This is a genomic window from Nocardioides sp. J54 (genome assembly GCF_000519005.1).
Taxonomy (GTDB): Bacteria; Actinomycetota; Actinomycetes; order Propionibacteriales; family Nocardioidaceae; genus Nocardioides.
The window spans coordinates 90,114-106,935 of the sequence record NZ_JAER01000002.1 but is presented as its reverse complement, the minus strand read 5'-3'; the positions used below and the strand labels follow the sequence as shown (position 1 = coordinate 106,935).

15 protein-coding genes are annotated in these 16,822 nt (G+C 71.8%); 8 read left to right on the top strand and 7 right to left on the bottom strand.

Translation table 11 applies throughout. From position 1 onward, the window contains the following. Positions 1 to 36: 36 nt before the first annotated feature. Both NOCJ54_RS0101840 and NOCJ54_RS0101835 read left to right on the top strand, forming a co-directional pair. The gene (locus tag NOCJ54_RS0101840) at positions 37 to 690 is read left to right on the top strand and encodes an SDR family NAD(P)-dependent oxidoreductase (RefSeq protein ID WP_028654098.1); all 654 of its coding nucleotides are present in this window, start codon (positions 37 to 39) and stop codon (positions 688 to 690) included. Positions 691 to 725: 35 nt separating this feature from the next. After that, entirely contained in the window at positions 726 to 2,270 is a 1,545-nt protein-coding gene (locus NOCJ54_RS0101835) for an LVIVD repeat-containing protein (RefSeq protein ID WP_051485373.1), read from the top strand. A gap of 19 nt (positions 2,271 to 2,289) precedes the next feature. Here the strand turns inward: NOCJ54_RS0101835 and NOCJ54_RS0101830 are convergent, their stop codons facing one another. Genes NOCJ54_RS0101830 through NOCJ54_RS0101820 form a run of 3 tightly spaced genes read right to left on the bottom strand, consistent with a single transcriptional unit; the run spans position 2,290 to position 6,076 of the window. Then, positions 2,290 to 3,810: an AMP-binding protein gene (locus NOCJ54_RS0101830; protein ID WP_028654096.1), complete on the bottom strand. Its 1,521-nt coding sequence runs from the start codon at positions 3,808 to 3,810 to the stop codon at positions 2,290 to 2,292. Next, positions 3,807 to 4,850 carry an acyl-CoA dehydrogenase family protein gene (locus NOCJ54_RS0101825; protein ID WP_028654095.1) on the bottom strand — a complete coding sequence of 348 codons (1,044 nt, stop codon included), beginning with the start codon at positions 4,848 to 4,850 and terminating at the stop codon, positions 3,807 to 3,809. The genes NOCJ54_RS0101830 and NOCJ54_RS0101825 overlap by 4 nt, the downstream gene beginning before the upstream one ends. A 29-nt stretch (positions 4,851 to 4,879) precedes the next feature. Continuing rightward, complete coding sequence (locus NOCJ54_RS0101820) at positions 4,880 to 6,076, bottom strand: acyl-CoA dehydrogenase family protein (protein WP_028654094.1); 1,197 nt, start codon at positions 6,074 to 6,076, stop codon at positions 4,880 to 4,882. 83 nt (positions 6,077 to 6,159) lie between these two features. Between NOCJ54_RS0101820 and NOCJ54_RS0101815 the strand changes: the two genes are divergently transcribed. From NOCJ54_RS0101815 to NOCJ54_RS0101800, 4 genes are read left to right on the top strand one after another with little or no spacing between them, the layout of a single operon-like run. Beyond that, positions 6,160 to 7,308, top strand: coding sequence for a Rieske 2Fe-2S domain-containing protein (locus NOCJ54_RS0101815; RefSeq protein WP_028654093.1), 1,149 nt, complete (start codon positions 6,160 to 6,162; stop codon positions 7,306 to 7,308). Between the two features lie 13 nt (positions 7,309 to 7,321). After that, positions 7,322 to 7,624 carry a hypothetical protein gene (locus tag NOCJ54_RS0101810; RefSeq protein ID WP_028654092.1) on the top strand — a complete coding sequence of 101 codons (303 nt, stop codon included), beginning with the start codon at positions 7,322 to 7,324 and terminating at the stop codon, positions 7,622 to 7,624. Between the two features lie 35 nt (positions 7,625 to 7,659). Then, complete coding sequence (locus NOCJ54_RS0101805) at positions 7,660 to 8,757, top strand: ferredoxin--NADP reductase (protein WP_028654091.1); 1,098 nt, start codon at positions 7,660 to 7,662, stop codon at positions 8,755 to 8,757. A 51-nt stretch (positions 8,758 to 8,808) separates the two neighbouring features. Further along, positions 8,809 to 9,240, top strand: a complete 432-nt coding sequence (locus tag NOCJ54_RS0101800; protein ID WP_028654090.1) for an SRPBCC family protein — start codon at positions 8,809 to 8,811, stop codon at positions 9,238 to 9,240. A 14-nt stretch (positions 9,241 to 9,254) separates the two neighbouring features. On the opposite strand, the gene NOCJ54_RS0101795 is transcribed toward NOCJ54_RS0101800, so the two are convergent. Next, complete coding sequence (locus tag NOCJ54_RS0101795; RefSeq protein WP_028654089.1) at positions 9,255 to 11,195, bottom strand: GMC family oxidoreductase; 1,941 nt, start codon at positions 11,193 to 11,195, stop codon at positions 9,255 to 9,257. 234 nt (positions 11,196 to 11,429) lie between these two features. On the opposite strand from NOCJ54_RS0101795, the gene NOCJ54_RS0101790 reads away from it, so the two are divergent. Beyond that, complete coding sequence (locus NOCJ54_RS0101790) at positions 11,430 to 11,633, top strand: cold-shock protein (RefSeq protein ID WP_028654088.1); 204 nt, start codon at positions 11,430 to 11,432, stop codon at positions 11,631 to 11,633. 96 nt (positions 11,634 to 11,729) lie between these two features. Beyond that, a complete protein-coding gene (locus NOCJ54_RS0101785) occupies positions 11,730 to 12,347 on the top strand; it encodes a DNA-3-methyladenine glycosylase I (RefSeq protein WP_028654087.1) in 618 nt (205 codons plus the stop codon). Here NOCJ54_RS0101785 and NOCJ54_RS0101780 read toward each other — a convergent pair. The 3 genes from NOCJ54_RS0101780 to NOCJ54_RS0101770 all read right to left on the bottom strand — a co-directional run bounded on the left by NOCJ54_RS0101780 (position 12,322) and on the right by NOCJ54_RS0101770 (position 16,660). Further along, positions 12,322 to 12,774, bottom strand: coding sequence for a cupin domain-containing protein (locus NOCJ54_RS0101780; protein WP_028654086.1), 453 nt, complete (start codon positions 12,772 to 12,774; stop codon positions 12,322 to 12,324). The two genes, NOCJ54_RS0101785 and NOCJ54_RS0101780, sit on opposite strands and share 26 nt — an antisense overlap. Positions 12,775 to 13,033: 259 nt before the next feature. After that, positions 13,034 to 14,095: a hypothetical protein gene (locus NOCJ54_RS0101775; RefSeq protein WP_157514760.1), complete on the bottom strand. Its 1,062-nt coding sequence runs from the start codon at positions 14,093 to 14,095 to the stop codon at positions 13,034 to 13,036. A 1,239-nt stretch (positions 14,096 to 15,334) separates the two neighbouring features. After that, entirely contained in the window at positions 15,335 to 16,660 is a 1,326-nt protein-coding gene (locus NOCJ54_RS0101770; protein WP_028654084.1) for an HNH endonuclease signature motif containing protein, read from the bottom strand. Between the last annotated feature and the right edge of the window lie 162 nt (positions 16,661 to 16,822).

Below are 16,822 nucleotides of genomic sequence, written 5' to 3'. Positions count from 1 at the left end.
TGCTGCCGGCGCCGGGACGAGCCTAGGCTGGCGGGCATGACCCGCAACGTCCTGATCGCCGGAGCCGGACCCGGGGTGAGCGGCTCGCTCGCCCGCCTCTACGCCGCGGAGGGGGCGGCCGTCGGACTTCTCGGCGCCGACCCGGGGGTGCTCGCCACCCTCGCCGACGAGGTCACGGCCGCCGGTGGCTCTGCCGACAAGGCCCTCGTGGATCTCACCGACGAGATCGCGACCCGGGCGGCGGTCACCCGGATGGCGGAGAAGCTCGGCAAGGTCGACGTGCTGCACTTCAACCCGTCTGCCTACCGGGAGAAGGACCCGCTGTCCCTGTCGCCCGACGAGCTGCTCGAGGACGTCCGCCTCGGTGTCGGCGCGCTGCTCACCGTGCTCCAGGCGGCGCGCCCCTTCATGGGCCCCGGTGGCCGGGTCACCGCGACCGGGAGCATGGCTGCCGACAAGCCGTGGTTCGGCGCGGCCTCGCTCGGCGTGCAGAAGGCCGGGCTGCAGAACCTCGTGCGCAGCATCGACGCCGCGCTGGCCGGCGACGGCATCCGCGCGGTGTCCGTCACCGTGCGCGGCCTGCTCTCGACGGAGGGGCCCTTCGCGCCCGACAACGTCGCCCGCGCCCTGCGCGCCGCCCTCGACCAGGACGAGTCCGGGTGGCAGGCTGAGGTCGCCTACGAGGGCTGACGCAGCCCGGGCATGCTCTGACGTGGGGGTCGGAAGTGGCTGAGCAGCGCACGATGGACGGCTGGGACGGTCCGGACGGCTGGGACGGTCCGGACGAGCCCGGGACGGAGACGTCGGCCCGCCGCCGGCCGGCACTGCGCCGGCTGCTGATCGCGCTGCTCGCCTCCGCGCTCGTGGTGGCGAGCGCGGTCGCGACAGCAGGGTCCTCGCAGGCCGAGCTGCCGCTCATCGCGGTCCCGCGCGCGACCTGCGCAGCCGGCGACCCGGTCGAGACGTCCATCCAGGGCCGGGTGCCGAAGGCCGACCACACCTCCGGCCGGGCGCGCGAGGGGTACCGGTGCAACACGGTCGAGGTCGGCCGGCACGGCAAGCGGTCGGTGCTCGGCTCGGGCGGCTACAAGGTGCAGCGCTACACCGACGCCAGTGGACGCACCTGCGCCTACTACGACTCCGCTCTGATGGTCGGCCTCAACGCCCTCGGCCTGCTCACCGGCGGCGCCGGCCTCGGCGTGGTCGTGCTGGACATGACGAACCCGGCGAAGCCCGTGAAGACCGCCAACCTGGTCTCACCGGCGATGCTGCAGCCGCACGAGTCGCTGCTCGTCAACCAGGAGCGCGGCCTGCTCGTCGCGGTCATGGGCACCCTGGCCACCGCACCCGGCATCCTCGACGTGTACGACGTCAGCCAGGACTGCCGCAAGCCGAAGCTGCAGTCCTCGACCCTGTCGGGCGTGCTCGGCCACGAGAGCGGCTTCGCCCCCGACGGCCAGACCTTCTGGACCGCGGGCGCCGTCGGCTTCACGCTCACCGCCGTCGACCTCGCCGACCCGCGCCGGCCGAAGGTGCTGCGCACGAAGGGCGGCGTCGTCTACCACGGCCTGCGCCTGTCCGACGACGGCCGGACCATGTACGCCGCGAACATCGGCACCCCGAGCGGGCGTGACGCGAAGCTGCTCGACGGCGCCGGCCTCGACATCCTCGACGTGTCCGACATCCAGGACCGGCGCCCGGACCCGCAGGTCCGCACGCTGTCGCGCCTGACGTGGGAGGAGTCGTCGATCCCGCAGGTCGCCGAGCCGTTCACCCGCGACGGCCGGCAGTACGTCCTCGAGGTCGACGAGTTCAGCGACCTCTTCGGCGACCTGCGCCAGTTCAACCAGCCGCGCAGCCCGGTCGGCGCCGCCCGGATCATCGACGTCACCGACCCGCGCGAGCCCGAGGTCGTCTCCAACATCCGCCTCGAGGTGCACGACCCCGCCGTCCGCGCCGACCTCACCGGTGACCCGGGCGCGTCGTCGATCGTGCGGAGCTACACCGGCCACTACTGCTCCCTGCCGACCCGCACCGACCCGAGGATCGCCGGTTGCTCGATGATCGGCTCCGGGCTGCGGCTGTTCGACATCACCGACGTCCGCCGTCCGCGCGAGGTCGGCTACTTCAACCAGCCGGGCCCCGACGGCGCGTCGGCCCTCTCGCAGCCCGCGTGGGACGTCGAGCGACGCCAGGTCTGGTACACCGACACCGACGAGGGCCTCTTCGTCGTCGGCCTCCGCGGACCGGCCGCCGGGCTGCTGCCCTGACCTGATTGCCCGGCCTGCCTCAGCGGTACGACGTGCCGCGCTCCTCGCGCACCCACGCCGTGCCCGGGGCCGGCACTCCCTCGGCGGACAGGGCGCGCTTGAGCACCTTGTTCGTCGCCGTCCGCGGCAGGTCGTCGACGACCCGCACGTAGCGGGGCCACGCCTTGGGGGAGAGGTCGCCCTGGGCATCGAGGAACTCCTCGAGCCCGTCGGGGGTCAGCGGGCCGCGCAGCACGAGCGCCGCGGCGACCTGGTCACCGACCTTCTCGTCGGGCACGGCGTGGACCGCCGCCTCGGCGACCGCGGGGTGCCGCAGCAGGATCCGCTCGATCGGTGCCGCGGCGAGGTTCTCCCCGTCCACCCGCAGCCAGTCACCGGTGCGGCCGGCGAAGTAGACCCAGCCGTCGGCGTCGCGGTAGGCGAGGTCGCCGGACCAGTACATCCCTCCCCGCATCCGCTCGGCCTCGGCGGCGTCGTCGTTGTAGTAGCCCGCGAACGCGCCGCGGCCGGTGGTGTTGACCAGCTCGCCGATCGCCTCGTCCGGGTTGAGCAGCCGCCCGGCGGCGTCGAACACCGCGTCCGGCACCTCCTCGGCGGTCTCGGGTGAGAGCACCTTGACGCCGTCGAGCGGCATGCCGAGCGCACCGGCCGGCATCCCCGGCCGGCGCTGCACGATGACGGCGTTCTCGGTCGAGGAGTAGGAGTCGACCACCTCGCAGCCGAAGCGTCGGCCGAACTCGACGATGTCGGCGTCGTTGGCCTCGTTGCCGAAGACCAGGCGCAGCGGGTTCTCGGTGTCGTCGTGCTGCTCCGGCGTCGCCAGCACGTAGGTCAGCGGCTTGCCGACGTAGTTGGCGTAGGTCGCGCCGAAGTCCCGGACGTCGCGCAGGAAGCCGCTCGCCGAGAACGGCGCGACCGCGAACGTGGAGCCGTTGGTGAGTGCCGGCGCCCACCCGGCCATCACGGCGTTGGAGTGGAACATCGGCATCGAGACGTAGTGCACGTCGTCCGGGGTGAGCCCGAGCCGGCCGACGAGGTGGGTCCCGGGTCCGGTGACCTTCTCGTGGGTGACGCGGACCGCCTTCGGCGAGCCGCTCGTGCCGCTGGTGAAGATCAGCATGAACAACGCGTCGGGACCCAGGCCGGAGGCGGCCGGCGGAGCCGCCTCGTCAGGGCTGGCAGGACCGGCCAGCGCGGCGAGGGCGCGGTCGGGGGAGTCCACCACCAGCTGGCAGTCGGCGCGCTGTGCGTCGGCGTCCAGGGCCGCGCCCCGCCGGGTCGTGTTCAGCCCCACCAGCACGTGGCCGCCGAGCCCGGCCGCGGCGAGGTGGAGCGCGAAGGCGGGTCCGTTCGGCAGCAGCACGCCCACGTGCGGCGGTCGAGACGGGTCGAGCCCCGCCTCGAGGTCGGCGGCGAGCCGGGTCGCCGCGGCGACGTACTGTCGCCAGGACAGCTCCCGCACCGCGCCGGCGTCGTCACGCCAGCGCAGGGCGGGGCGGTCGTCGTCGGCGCGGGCGAGGAGGAGGTCCCGGACCGTCACGCGAAGGTGCGGCCGATGGCCAGGGCCTGCTCGGTGGCGCCGCCGAAGAGGAACTCGAAACGCTTGCCGCTGGTGAAGTAGCGGTGCGCCTCGCCGTCGAGGTCGATGCCGACGCCGCCGTGCACGTGGACCGTGGTGTGCGCGATCCGGTGGCCCGCGTCGGCCGCCCACAGCTTGGCGGTGGCCACCTCCGTCGCAGCCGGCAGGCCCTCGTGCAGGCGCCACACGGCCTGCCAGAGCGTGAGCCGCTGGCCGAGGACGTCGATGAACCCGTCGGCGAGGCGCTGCGAGACAGCCTGGAAGGTGCCGATCGGGCGTCCGAACTGCTCCCGCGTCTTCGCGTAGTCCGCGGTGAGGCGCAGCGCCCCCTCGGTGACGCCGAGCTGCTCGGCGGCGGCGAGCGCGACCAGCAGCTGGCCGAGGCGGGCCGCCGCGGTCGCGTCACCGACGCGGGTCGACGGTGCACCGGCCAGGGTGACCATCGCAGCGAGGTCGCCGTCGCTCGTGCGCTGGGCCACCCGCTCGACACCGTTCGCGGACACGTCGACCAGGTGGACGGCCGGGCCGTCGGGGCCGGTCGCGGTGACGAGCAGCGCGTCGGCGGCCATCCCGGCCCGCACGAGCGTCTTGGTGCCGGTGAGCGCGCCGTCGGCGGTGGCGGTGACGGTCGGCACGGCCGGCAGGTGGGTGCGCTCCTCGGCGACCGCGGCGGCGTACACGCCGGCGTCGGGTTCCACGCCGTGCTCGGCGAGGAGGGCGGTGCAGGCGCCGTGCACGGCCAGCGGCACCGGAGCGACCCGCTTGCCGACCTCGACGAGCACGCGGGCGAGCTCCACCAGGCCGAGGCCAGCGCCGCCGTGCTCCTCGGGCAGGTGCAGCGTCAGCAGGCCGGCGTCGTCGAGCTCCTTCCAGAGCGCAAGGTCGAACCGGTCGCCGCCGGCCTCGACCTGCTTGAGCCGGTCGTTCGTCGTGCGGTCGGCGAGGATCTGCGCAGCGAGCTCCGCGGCCTCGTCCTGCTCGGGGGTGAAGAGGAAGTCCATCTCGTGTCCTGTCTCGTCGGGCTCGGGGCTCAGGCCCGCTTGGCCGCGGGCAGGCCGAGGCCGACGTAGCCGATGATGTCGCGCTGGATCTCGTTGGTGCCGCCGCCGAAGGTCATCACCAGCGACGAGCGGTGGTAGCGCTCGAGGCGGCCGGCGAGGACAGCACCCGGGGAGTCGCCGGTCACCCCGGCGTGCGGGCCGACGACCTCCATCAGCGAGCGGTAGACCTCGGTCGCCAGCTCGGAGCCGTAGATCTTGGTGGCCGACGCCTCGGCCGGCGACAGGGCGACGCCGTGGTCGGCATCGGCGGCCAGCTTCCAGTTGATCAGGGTCAGCGCCTCGATCCGGGCGTGCGCCCGCCCCAGCGCGACCTGGACCCACTCGGTGTCGATGACGCGCGCGCCGTCCGGGTTGCGGGTCTCGGCCGCCCACTGCTTCACCAGGCCCAGCGAGTGCTGCAGCGGCGCCGCGGAGGTCAGCGCCACCCGCTCGTGGTTGAGCTGGTTGGTCATCAGCGCCCACCCGCCGCCGCGCTCGGCGACGAGGTTGGACGCGGGGACCCGGACGTCGGAGTAGTAGGTCGCCGAGGTGCCGACCCCGGCCACGGTGTGGACCGGGGTGTACGACACGCCGGGGGCGTCCGCCGGCACCAGGATCATCGACAGGCCCTTGTGGCGCGGGGCGTCGGGCTCGGTGCGGCACGCCAGCCAGATCCAGTCGGCGTACTGGATCAGCGAGGTCCACATCTTCTGGCCGTTGATCACCCACTCGCCGGTGGACTCGTCGAGGACGGCCCTGGTCTTCAGCGACGCGAGGTCGGTGCCGGAGCCGGGCTCGGAGTAGCCGATCGAGAAGTGCAGCTCGCCGGCGAGGATCTTCGGGAGGAAGTACTCCTTCTGCTCGTCGCTGCCGAAGCGCATGATCGTCGGGCCGACGGTGTTGAGCGTCAGGTAGGGGATCGGCACGCCGGCGATGGCGGCAGCGTCGGTGAAGATCAGCTGCTCCACCATCGAGCGCGCCTGGCCGCCGTACTCCTTGGGCCACCCGATGCCCAGCCAGCCGTCCCTTCCGATCTGGCGGATGACGTCCTTGTAGACGCCCGCCTCGCCGAACTCTCCGGTGGCCGACGCCAGGCCGGCGCGGATCTCGGGCGTCACGAGCTGTGCGAAGTACTCACGCAGCTCCTCGCGCAGCGCTACCTGCTGCGGCTCCAGGTCGATGTGCATCGGATCTCCTGCGACGATGGTTCCGGGCGCGTCGTGGCGCCTGGTTGTTGTCACCCTAACGGCAAAACTGTAACGTGTTCTACATGAGCGACACCCGACTTCTCGACCAGGGCACTGCGCCGATCCGCTTCGCGCGTGGGTGGCACTGCCTGGGGCTGGCCTCGGAGTTCTCGGACGGCAAGCCGCACGCCGTGCACGGCTTCGGCACCAAGCTCGTGGTCTGGCAGGACTCGAAGGGCGGCCTCAACGTCCTCGACGGCTTCTGCCGCCACATGGGTGGCGACCTGACCCAGGGCGAGGTCAAGGGCGACAACGTCGCGTGCCCGTTCCACGACTGGCGCTGGGGCGGTGACGGCAAGTGCAAGGAGATCCCCTACGCCCGGCGGGTCCCGCTGCGTGCGCGCACGCAGCGCTACGAGACCGTCGTGCGCAACGGCCAGCTGCTCATCTGGCACGACCCGGAGGGCGCGGCGGCCGATCACGACCTGCTGCCGCCTGAGCTGCCGGACGTGATGACCGACAAGTACACGCCGTGGTCGTGGCACCGTCGCGAGATCAACGGCTCGCACTGCCGCGAGCTCATCGACAACGTCGCGGACATGGCGCACTTCTACTACGTGCACTTCGCGTTCCCGACGAGCTTCCGCAACGTCTTCGAGGGCCACACCGCGACCCAGTTCATGGAGTCGAAGGGCCGCCCCGACACCGCCGCCGGCGGGTACGGCGACGAGAACTCGATGCTCAAGTCGGTGGCGACCTACTACGGGCCGTCGTACATGATCAACTGGCTCGAGGTCGACTACAAGGGCTTCATCACCGAGGTCATCCTCATCAACTGCCACATCCCGACCGGGCCGGAGTCGTTCACGCTCCAGTACGGCATCAGCGTGCGCAAGCCCGAGGGCCTCGACGAGAAGACCTGCGCCTACATCGCCGAGCGCTACACCGAGTCCTTCGGCGACGGCTTCCTCCAGGACGTCGCGATCTGGGAGAACAAGGTCGCCGTCCAGAACCCGCTGCTCTGCGAGGAGGACGGCCCGGTCTACCAGCTGCGTCGCTGGTACGAGCAGTTCTACGTCGACGTCGCCGACGTGAAGCCGGAGATGGTGGACCGCTTCGAGTTCGAGGTCGACACCACCAAGGCCAACGAGTACTGGCAGGCCGAGGTCGCCGAGAACCTCGCCCGCCGGGCGGCCGCCGAGGCCGGGTCCACCGCGTCTGCGGACGCCTGAGGCCGGCGTACCCATGGCGTCCTTCGTCCCGACCAGCGAGGAGACCCTCGCCGACCTCCGACGCTACACCGAGGAGCGCCTGGTGGAGGTCGCCTGCCTGGATTGCCTGGCAAGGGTGCGGGTCAAGAAGAACAGCGAGCACCACACCTCGGTGCAGTGGTCGACCCAGGCCCGCGCGGACTGCCAGGAGTTCCAGCGACGCGGCACGGCACCCGGAGGGCGGGACGTGCACCAGCCCTGCCCCCGGATGATGGCTAGCATCGACGAGGCTGTTCGGGCCGGTGATGTCCCGATCGGTGCCCACGACGGGTACTGAGCGCCCGCCCATCTCATCTTTTCCCAGGGAGTGTTGTGGACATCGAGTCCTTCGTCCTCGACGTCGTCGACGTGGTCGAGGAGACCGCCGACGCCAAGTCGATCAGCTTCGCCGTGCCCGCAGGGGCGGAGGAGAAGTTCGCCTACAAGCCGGGCCAGTTCCTGACCGTCGCGGTCCCGAGCGACCAGACCGGGATCGCCGCCCGCTGCTACTCCCTGTCCAGCAGCCCGCACGACGGCGGGCCGCTGACGGTGACCGTGAAGCGCACCGCCGACGGCTACGCGTCGAACTGGATCTGCGACAACCTCTCGGTCGGTGACACCCTGCGGGTGCTGCCGCCGTCCGGCATCTTCACGCCGGCCTCGCTCGACGCCGACCTGCTGCTGTTCGCCGGCGGCTCGGGCGTCACGCCGATCATGTCGATCACGCGCACGGCGCTCGCCGAGGGCAAGGGCCGGGTCGTGGTGTTCTACGCGAACCGCGACGAGCAGTCGGTCATCTTCGCCGCCGAGCTGAGCCGGCTCGCCGCCGAGCACCCGGACCGCCTCCAGGTGATCCACTGGCTGGAGTCCGTGCAGGGTCTGCCGACGCAGGATCAGCTCAAGGCCTTCGCTGCGCAGTACGGCGGCTGGGACTCCTTCGTGTGCGGCCCGGCGCCGTTCATGAAGATGGTCACGACCGCGCTCAAGGAGCTCGAGGTCCCGCGCAGCCTGCGCCACCAGGAGAAGTTCGTCTCCCTCGGCGGCAACCCCTTCGGCGACCTCGCCGAGCTCGAGCAGGCCGAGAACGAGATCGCCCTCGCCGAGTCCGACGACGACGGCGCTGCCGCGGACGTCTTCTCCGACGCGCCCGCCGGTCCGGTCAAGGTCGAGGTGGAGCTCGACGGTGAGGAGTTCACCTTCGACGACTGGGACCCGCGCACGAAGCTGCTCGACTTCCTCGAGAGCAAGGGCGTCAAGGCGCCGTACTCCTGCCGCGAGGGGGAGTGCTCTGCGTGCGCCATCCGGCTGCTCGAGGGTGACGTGAAGATGCTCTACAACGACGTGCTCGACAAGGACGACCTCGAGGACGGCATCCGCCTCGGTTGCCAGTCGGTGCCCCTCACCGACCACGTCAAGATCACCTACAGCTGACGGGCCTGCCGGGTTCCGGCTGGACCGCGGGCGGGCGGGTACCACCGCCGCATGCCGACCGTCGAACGCACGATCACCGTCGCCCGCCCCGTCCAGCTGGTCTGGGACTACCTCACCGACTTCACGAGGACCGAGGAGTGGGACCCGCCCACCGTCTCGACCACCCGCACCTCCGGTGACGGCGGCGTCGGGACGACCTACCACAACGTCAGCAAGATGGTCGGCCGCGAGGTCGAGGTCGACTACGAGGTCACCCGCTTCGAGCCGCACCAGGTCTTCGAGCTCGTCGGCGAGGCCAACGGCGTCACCGTGACGGACACGATCACCTTCGAGTCCGGCCAGGAGACCACGACGGTCACCTACCACTCCGAGTTCGCCCCGCACGGGGCGGCGAAGCTCGCGAACCCGCTCATCGCCGGCGCCATCGAGGTCCTCGGCTCGCGGGTCTCCTCCAGCCTCGAGGAGCGCCTGCTCGCGCTCTGAGCCCCTTCTGCGGCTCAGGTCAGCCGTGCCGCCAGGCGGGTGGCGTTCATGTGCGCGATGGACTCGATGGAGATCATCGGGTTCACGCCGGACGCGGTCGGGAAGCAGGAGGCGTCGGCGACGTACAGGTTCTGCACGTCCCACGTCTGCCCGTCGGGGTCCACGGCCGAGTCGGCCGCCGAGCCGCCCATCCGGGCGGTGCCCATGATGTGCAGCGCGGCGAGCGCCATCGTCGCCGGCGCGGCGCCGGCAGCGCGCAGGTCGGCCTCGAAGGTGGAGATCGAGCCACGCCTGCCCGGCTCGTAGCTGACGGTCCGGTGGTGGGTCGAGGCGATCCAGTCGGCGCCGGCCGCCTCGGCGATCCGCGCGCCGCCGACGAGGCCCTGCACGAGGTGGTCGGTGTCGCGCGGCGAGAGCTGGTAGCGCACGACCGGCTCGCCGTCACGCCCGATGCGCACCGTGCCACCGGGGTCGCGGTCGCGGACGATGACGGCGACGCCCAGGGTGTGCTGGAGCTCGACCATGCGGCGCCGGAAGTCGTCGGCGCCGCGCCAGTTGACGAAGCCGGTGCCGAACGCCGGCGTGAGCGGTGCGGTCTCGTAGAGGACGCCGTACCCGCTGCCGTCGAGGTCGGTGAGCGCGTCGACGTACCTGCTCTGCATCGCGCCGACCCAGCCGTCGACCGGCTCGGCCATCCGGCCCCACACTGCTGTCGCGGGGTGCAGGCGCAGGTAGCGGCCGATGTTGGCGTTGGTCAGCCCGCTGCGCTGGAGCAGCGCGGGCGTCTGGATCGCCCCGGCACCGACCACCACGGCCCTGGCCCGCACCCGGACCCGGTGCCCCTCGGCGGTCTCGCCGACCACGCCGGTCGCCCGGCCGAAGCTGGTGCTCACCGTCCGCACCCTGACTCCGGTGAGGATCCGAGCCCCGGCGTCGGCGGCGTCGGCCAGCCACGTCTTCGCGGTGGACTGCTTCGCACCGAGCCGGCAGCCCATCCCGCAACGCCCGCACTCGACGTCCTGGTCGCAGCCCCGGACGTTGCGCGGCATCGCGGCGACGTCCCACCCGAGCGCCCGCGCGCCGCGCTCGAGGATCGCGTCACGCGGGGCGGCCTTGTCGTGCTCGGTGTTGACGCCGAGCCGCGCGCACACCGCATCCATCGACGCGGTGTACTCCGGGCCGGAGAACTGCGTCGCGCCGAGCCCCGCCCACTCCGCGCGCACGTGGTCGGGGGTCCGGAAGGAGGTCGTGTAGTTCACGACCGTGCCGCCACCGAGGCCGCGGCCGGCGACGAGCTGCACCTGTCCCTCGGCCGTGGACTGCGGGGCGAGGGCGTAGAGCCCGAGGAAGCCGGTCTCCTCGCCGCCGTCGAAGTGCCGCTCGTCGTGGAAGCCGCCGGCCTCGAGGACCACGACGTCGAGCCCGGCGGCCGCGAGCACGCCGGCCGCCGTACCGCCACCTGCGCCGGAGCCGACGACCACGACGTCGCAGGCGAGGTCGGTGTCGCGGGTGACCGGGACCGGGGCGATCGTCGCCGCCGGCGGGTCCGGGCGCTTCCCGAGGGGGCCGGGGTAGCCGATCTCGTCCCACACGGCCGCCCCGCCGGTCATGTAGTAGGGGAGCAGGGAGGCGCTCTTGAGCCCCTGGAACAGCGCCCGCTTGGCGCCGACCCGCGAGTCGGACAGCGACAGCAGCGCCGCCTCCCGCTCGGCCTGGCTGAGCTCCGAGAAGCGCCGGGGGCGGCCGGTCAGCGCGACGCCGAAGGCGCGGGTGTCCCACACGTCGAGGAGCGCCTTGAGCTGGCGCACCTCGCCGGCTCGCGGGTTCGCCTCCGCGATCCGGAGCGCGAGCTCGTGGGAGCCGACCTGGGTAGGTGACGGCACGCCGCCCCCGCCGGTCGCGAACGTGTCGGCGATGAGGCCCATCGCCCGTACCTGTCGCGGGGTGAACGCCATGGACAGACACTAGGGCCGGGGATGGTGCCACGCGAGCACATCACTGGTAGCGTCATGGGTGTTGAAGGGGACCGACTCGTCGGCCCTGTCCCGTTGCCAGGCCATCCTGCTGGCAATCGGAATCACTGTTGTAGCTCCACCTGGTCATTCCACGAGGCGCGTTTTCAGTTGGCTTCAGCCCGCGCGTCCATCAGGCCCGCGCGGCTTCCGGGATGACACACAAGGAGTAGGAAAATGGCAGTTGGCACCGTGAAGTGGTTCAACGACACCAAGGGCTTCGGCTTCATCGCGCAGGACGGCGGCGGCGCCGACGTGTTCGTGCACCACACCGGCATCGCCGGCACCGGCTTCAAGTCGCTCGCCGAGGAGCAGCGCGTCGAGTTCGACGTCACCCAGGGCCAGAAGGGCCTGCAGGCGGAGAACGTCCGCGCGATCTGATCCCAGATCACCCGCTGGTCCCAGGTCACACGCTGACCTGACGATCGGCAGCGGTCGCAGACCATCCTGTCGGGGTCGGGTGGCACAGTTCGTCGCATGACGAACGTGCTGCCCGGCCCCGACGGGCATTTGCGCTGTGCATGGGCCGTCTCGGCCCCTGAGTTCCCGGCCTACCACGACACCGAGTGGGGCTTCCCGGTCGTCGAGGACCGCCGCCTCTTCGAGAAGGTCAGCCTCGAGGGCTTCCAGTCCGGCCTGAGCTGGCGCACCATCCTGGTGAAGCGCCCGGCCTTCCGCGCCGCCTTCGCCGACTTCGACTTCCACGTGGTCGCGGGGTACGACGAGCAGGACGTCGCCCGGCTGCTCGGTGACGCCGGCATCGTCCGCCACCGCGGCAAGATCGAGGCGGTCGTCAACAACGCCGCCCGTGCCCTCGACCTCGTCGAGGAGCGGGGCTCGCTGGCGGCGTACTTCTGGTCGTTCGAGCCACCGCTCGACGAGCTCGGCGAGCCGCAGTCGCTGACCACGTCGCCGTCGGCGGTCGCGATGTCGAAGGACCTCAAGAAGCGCGGCTGGCGCTTCGTCGGCCCGACCACCGCCTTCGCCTTCATGCAGGCGATGGGCCTGGTCAACGACCACGTCCAGGGCTGCGTGACCCGCGCCGAGGTGGCCCGGGCGCGGGCGCGGTTCACACCGCCGGCGCAGCCATCCTGACCCCGTGCCGCGCGGTGACCTCGAGGATCGTGCCGATCGACTCCTCGACAGGCCGGTCGGCCGGCACGGACGCGGCGAAGTCCGCGAAGAACCGGCCGGCGCCGTCCCCGGAGGTGATGCCGACGAAGCGGGCGCTCTCCCCGACGACCTCGAAGGTGCTCGGCGTGCCGGCAGGGAAGACGACCACCCCGCCCGGCTCGACGTCGTGCTCCTGGCCGTCGACCGACGCCCGGACGCGTCCCTCGACGAGGTAGAGGACCGCGGACCACGGCGAGATGTGCGGCGGCGAGGGCGGTGCGGCGTGCGCGACGATCTCGAACACCTCGAAGGCGCCCTGCTCGTCGCGGACCGCGACCTTGGCGACGTGGTCGCCGTCGGTCATGCGGTGGTGAGTGCCCTCTCCGGGCCGGAGGTGGGTGGCGTCCATCGGTGCGCTCCTGTGTCGGGTGGTCACGGTCCCTGCCACTGTCCGCCGCGTCGGCCTCGGCCGCATCGGTGCTGGCCCCCGAACCTGTCGAGGGTTGTCCCTCAGACGGTTGCGCAGGCGCGGGGCGGGTACCGCGTCCTTGCTGGCGCCAACGACGTCGCCGGCAACCTGGCCCGCAGGGATTTGCCGATGAAGAAGCCGCTTGCCGCGGCGACCGGTTCGACTCCGGTCTGGGCCGCCGACGCTGGACCGGGGCCGGTCAGACCCCGCCGTAGGGCCGACCGCCCTCGACGAGCAACGTGGCGTTCTCGCCCTCGACGTCCTCGCTGTCGTCGGTCTCGACCACCGGGCTGACCGGGGTGCACTCCAGCGAGTCCAGCTCGCACGAGACGACCTGGCGCGCGCGCAGGTTGTTGACCGGGTGCTCGGCGACGATCCTCTCCGCGACGCCGACGAAGGTGTCCTCGTCCGTCCACCCCACGAGCGTGAAGTGCCGCCACGGCGCCCCGATCTCGCGCTGCCGACCCGTCGCGGCGTCGTACACGACCGCCGGGGTGGGCCAGACGCTGGTGTCGAAGATCGTGCTCCGGTCGGGGGAGAGGATGCCGAGCCGGTCGATCCGCGAGTCCGCCACCTGCCGCTCGCGGCCGTTCCCGCGGAGGCCGACGCGGTATCCGTCGGGGAACAGCGTCTCCGCCCAGTCCTCGTAGACCGGGAGCCCCTCGGCGTCCTCCGTCGTCGGCGTCACCGATCCGACCGCGAGGTCGATCGTGGCGTCGTCGTAGAACACGTGCTCCGTGCTGACCCCCTCGAGCAGCGGCATGATCTCGCCGTAGAGGTCAGCCAGGTCGTCGCCGTCGTCAGGCTCCTCGTCCGGCGTCCGGTAGAGCTGCTCCCCGGTGCGGGTGTCGAACACCGCCACCTGCATCACGTGCGTCCCGTACCGGTCCGTCGGCCCCCGCGACTGGTCCACCGTCGCCAGCACCGATCGGTCCGCCGAGACCGCGAGGTTGTCCCAGCCCACCTCCGCGACCTCCTCCGTCGCTCCCTCGGCACTGGTGAACATCAGCGTGTCGCCGCGCATCCAGTAGGCACCGGTGCGGCCGAGCACGAAGGTGTCCACCCGCTCGCCGAGCTCGACGCTCTCGTCCCCGACGTGCAACGTCCCCGCGTGGAACCACGCCGGCGCCGTCACGTCCCACTCCGTCGCCCCGACCGGCAACGCCCACGGCGCTCCTGTCGGCTCCGAGGAGCTCGACTCGCCGCACCCCGCAAGGGCGAGAGAGGTGGACAGGATCAGCAGGAGGCCCCGAGTGCGCACCGGACCATCGTGGCACCTGTCGTGTCGCTGGTGTTGGCCGCCGCGCACCGCGGGTGCGCGACTCCCGTCGTGGAGCATTGCCTCCCGGTGGTTGGGCGCTGTCGTGGTTGGTGTCGGCGGCCGCGCACCGTACCGCCGCTTCGTGGGAGGTCACGCGGATAGTGGGCTCCAGGCCGCGGAACGCATGACGTCCCCGTGCTCTGTCTCCCGGTGGTTGAGGTGCGACAAGCGCCAGAGAGGAGCGTCGAAACCTCCGGGCCTGCGAGGCGGACTGTGCCCGGCAGAGTCCGGTGGACCGTGGCCACTGGTTTCGAGGCTCGGCGCTGGGGCGCCTCGCACCTCAACCAGCGGCGGTTGGTCGCTGTCGTGGTTGGTGTCGGCGGCCGCGCACCGTAGCCGACCGGCCCCCGGCGTCAAGGACGTCGCTGCGCTCCGCCGCTACGCGGTCGCTTCGCGATCCTTGACCCCGGGGGCACTGCCGGTCGGCTTTCCGGCGCGGTTGCCGGCACGGACTGCGTCCGCGCCGCCGGCGCGCGGCCGCCGCCTTCGTGGGAGGTCATACGGATCGTGGGCCCCAGGCCACGATCCGCATGACGTCTTGGAGCTTTCCTCCCGGCGGTTGAGGTGCGACGAGCGCCAGCGAGGAGCCTCGAAGCCTCCGGGCCTGCGAGGCGGACTGTGCCCGGCAGGGTCCGGTGGACCGGGGCCACTGGTTTCGAGGCTCGGCGCTGGGGCGCCTCGCACCTCAACCAGCGGCGGGAGCGTTGCCTCGTGGTTGGTGTCGGCGGCCGCGCACCGTAGCCGCCCGGCCCCCGGCGTCAAGGACGTCGCTGCGCTCCGCCGCTACGCGGTCGCTTCGCGATCCTTGACCCCGGGGCCCTGCCGGTCGGCTTTCCGGCGCGGTTGCCGGCACGGACTGCGTCCGCGCCGCCCTGTGTTGATGGCGCGAGCGCGTCGCCTGTCGAAGGCGGCGCGCAGGCACTCGCTGCGCTCGGCCCGCACTTGCCCTCGACGCACCTTCGGCGCGGGCGCCGCGCTGCCGCGCGCGCAGTTGCCTCCCGTGGGTGGCTGAGTCCGCCTGGCGGCAAGCCCTCTCCCGGTGGTTGAGGTGCGAGGCCGCCCGCGGCCGAGCCTCGAAACCTCCGGGCCTGTCAGGGGGGTGGGGTTGGCACTGACCGGCGCAAGGGGCAGTGAACATGCCTGTGACCCCGCCGGTGGGCGGGGTGTGGGGCTTGGGAGCTAGTAGTCGTCGGGGTGGAGGCGGCGCGGGGTGTCGAGGACCCGCGTTCCCTTCAGACTGACCAGGAAGTGCCGGCCGTTCGGTGACATCCACAGGTAGTGGCCGGGCTGCACCGTCACGTAGCGCCACAGGCTGAAGGTCTTGGCCCGGTGGTGCCGCCGGCAGAGCGGGACGAGATTGCACGGACACGTCGGGCCGCCGCGGTTGTGCTCGATCGTGTGGTCGAGGTCGCAGCGGGTCGCCTTGACGGTGCAGCCGGGGAAGCGACAGGCGTGGTCGCGCAGCTGGACCCGTTGCCGGTGGCGGTCGGGGATCTCGTAGGAGTCCACCGGAACGCAGTCGGCCAGGTCGATGACCGGGCGGACGATGACGGTCGTCCTCGGTGCTTGCAGCCACTCCTTGACTTGGGTGGCGAGGACCGGCGTGCCGGTTTCCTCGCAGCGGGCGACGAGGTTGTCGCCGGTGAGGGTGGTGTCGGTGACGTGGACGTTCAACGTGACGCGGCGGCCGGGTGCGGTGGCGAGGACCTCGCCGGTGTCGGGGTCGGCGAACAACAGGTCCAGCGACAGGTCCTGCCGGGCCAGCTCAGCCGCAGCCTTCGACCGGCGCACGTCCATCGACGAGTCGTCACCGCACTTGCCGAGGAGGATCGCTCGACGGCTGATCGCTTCGTCGAGGTCGTGGCCGTCGGCGGCATCCATGAGGCCGTGCACGATCACGTGCCCGGTGTCGCTGGGCTCGTCGATGTCGAAGTGCCGGTGGTCGCTGATCCGTTCGCGCTCGGCCGCCGCTCGCTCCGGGTCGAAGCGCAGCACTGCCTCGGTGACCAGTCGTTCGAGCTGCTTCCAGCCGACGTCCTCAATCGCGGCGTCGAGCTGGCGGTCCACGAACTCTGCTGCCTCAGGGCTGAGCGGGTGGGTGAGGTCGGCGATGCGCTGGGCCTTCCACGTGTGCACCCGCCCGGCGACCACGGCCCGGTAGAGGCGCGGAAGGCGCCAGGCGCACTCGATCACCTGCCCGACGTAGGCATGACCACCGATGGGGGAGCGGCCGAGGACAGCAATCAGTTCCATCAACGCGAACTCAGAGACGAGGGGTGCGCCAGGGCCAGCGATCGGGACACCGGTGTCGACGACCCCGTCCAGCAACGTGGCCGCACCTTCAGGGGAGTCGATGACGTTCTGGTCGGCCCAGGCGACGATCGCGATCCACTCGTCGATCCAGAGGTTCTTGCGGGCGTCGACTCGTGAGCGGATCTCGCCGAGGAGCTCGGGGACGGAACGGCCGTCATACTGGCCGATCGATGTGTTGGTTCCGAGATCCATGACTGGATTCTTCCAGAGACCACCGACACTTTGATTGGCCGGAAACCCGCCTGTGGACTGGCGATTCTCCCAAGTCTCCATCCACAGCCCGCCTTCGAGGCCCGGTGGTTTCGAGGCTCCTCGCTAGCGCTCGTCGCACCTCAACCACCGGGAGTCGGGTGC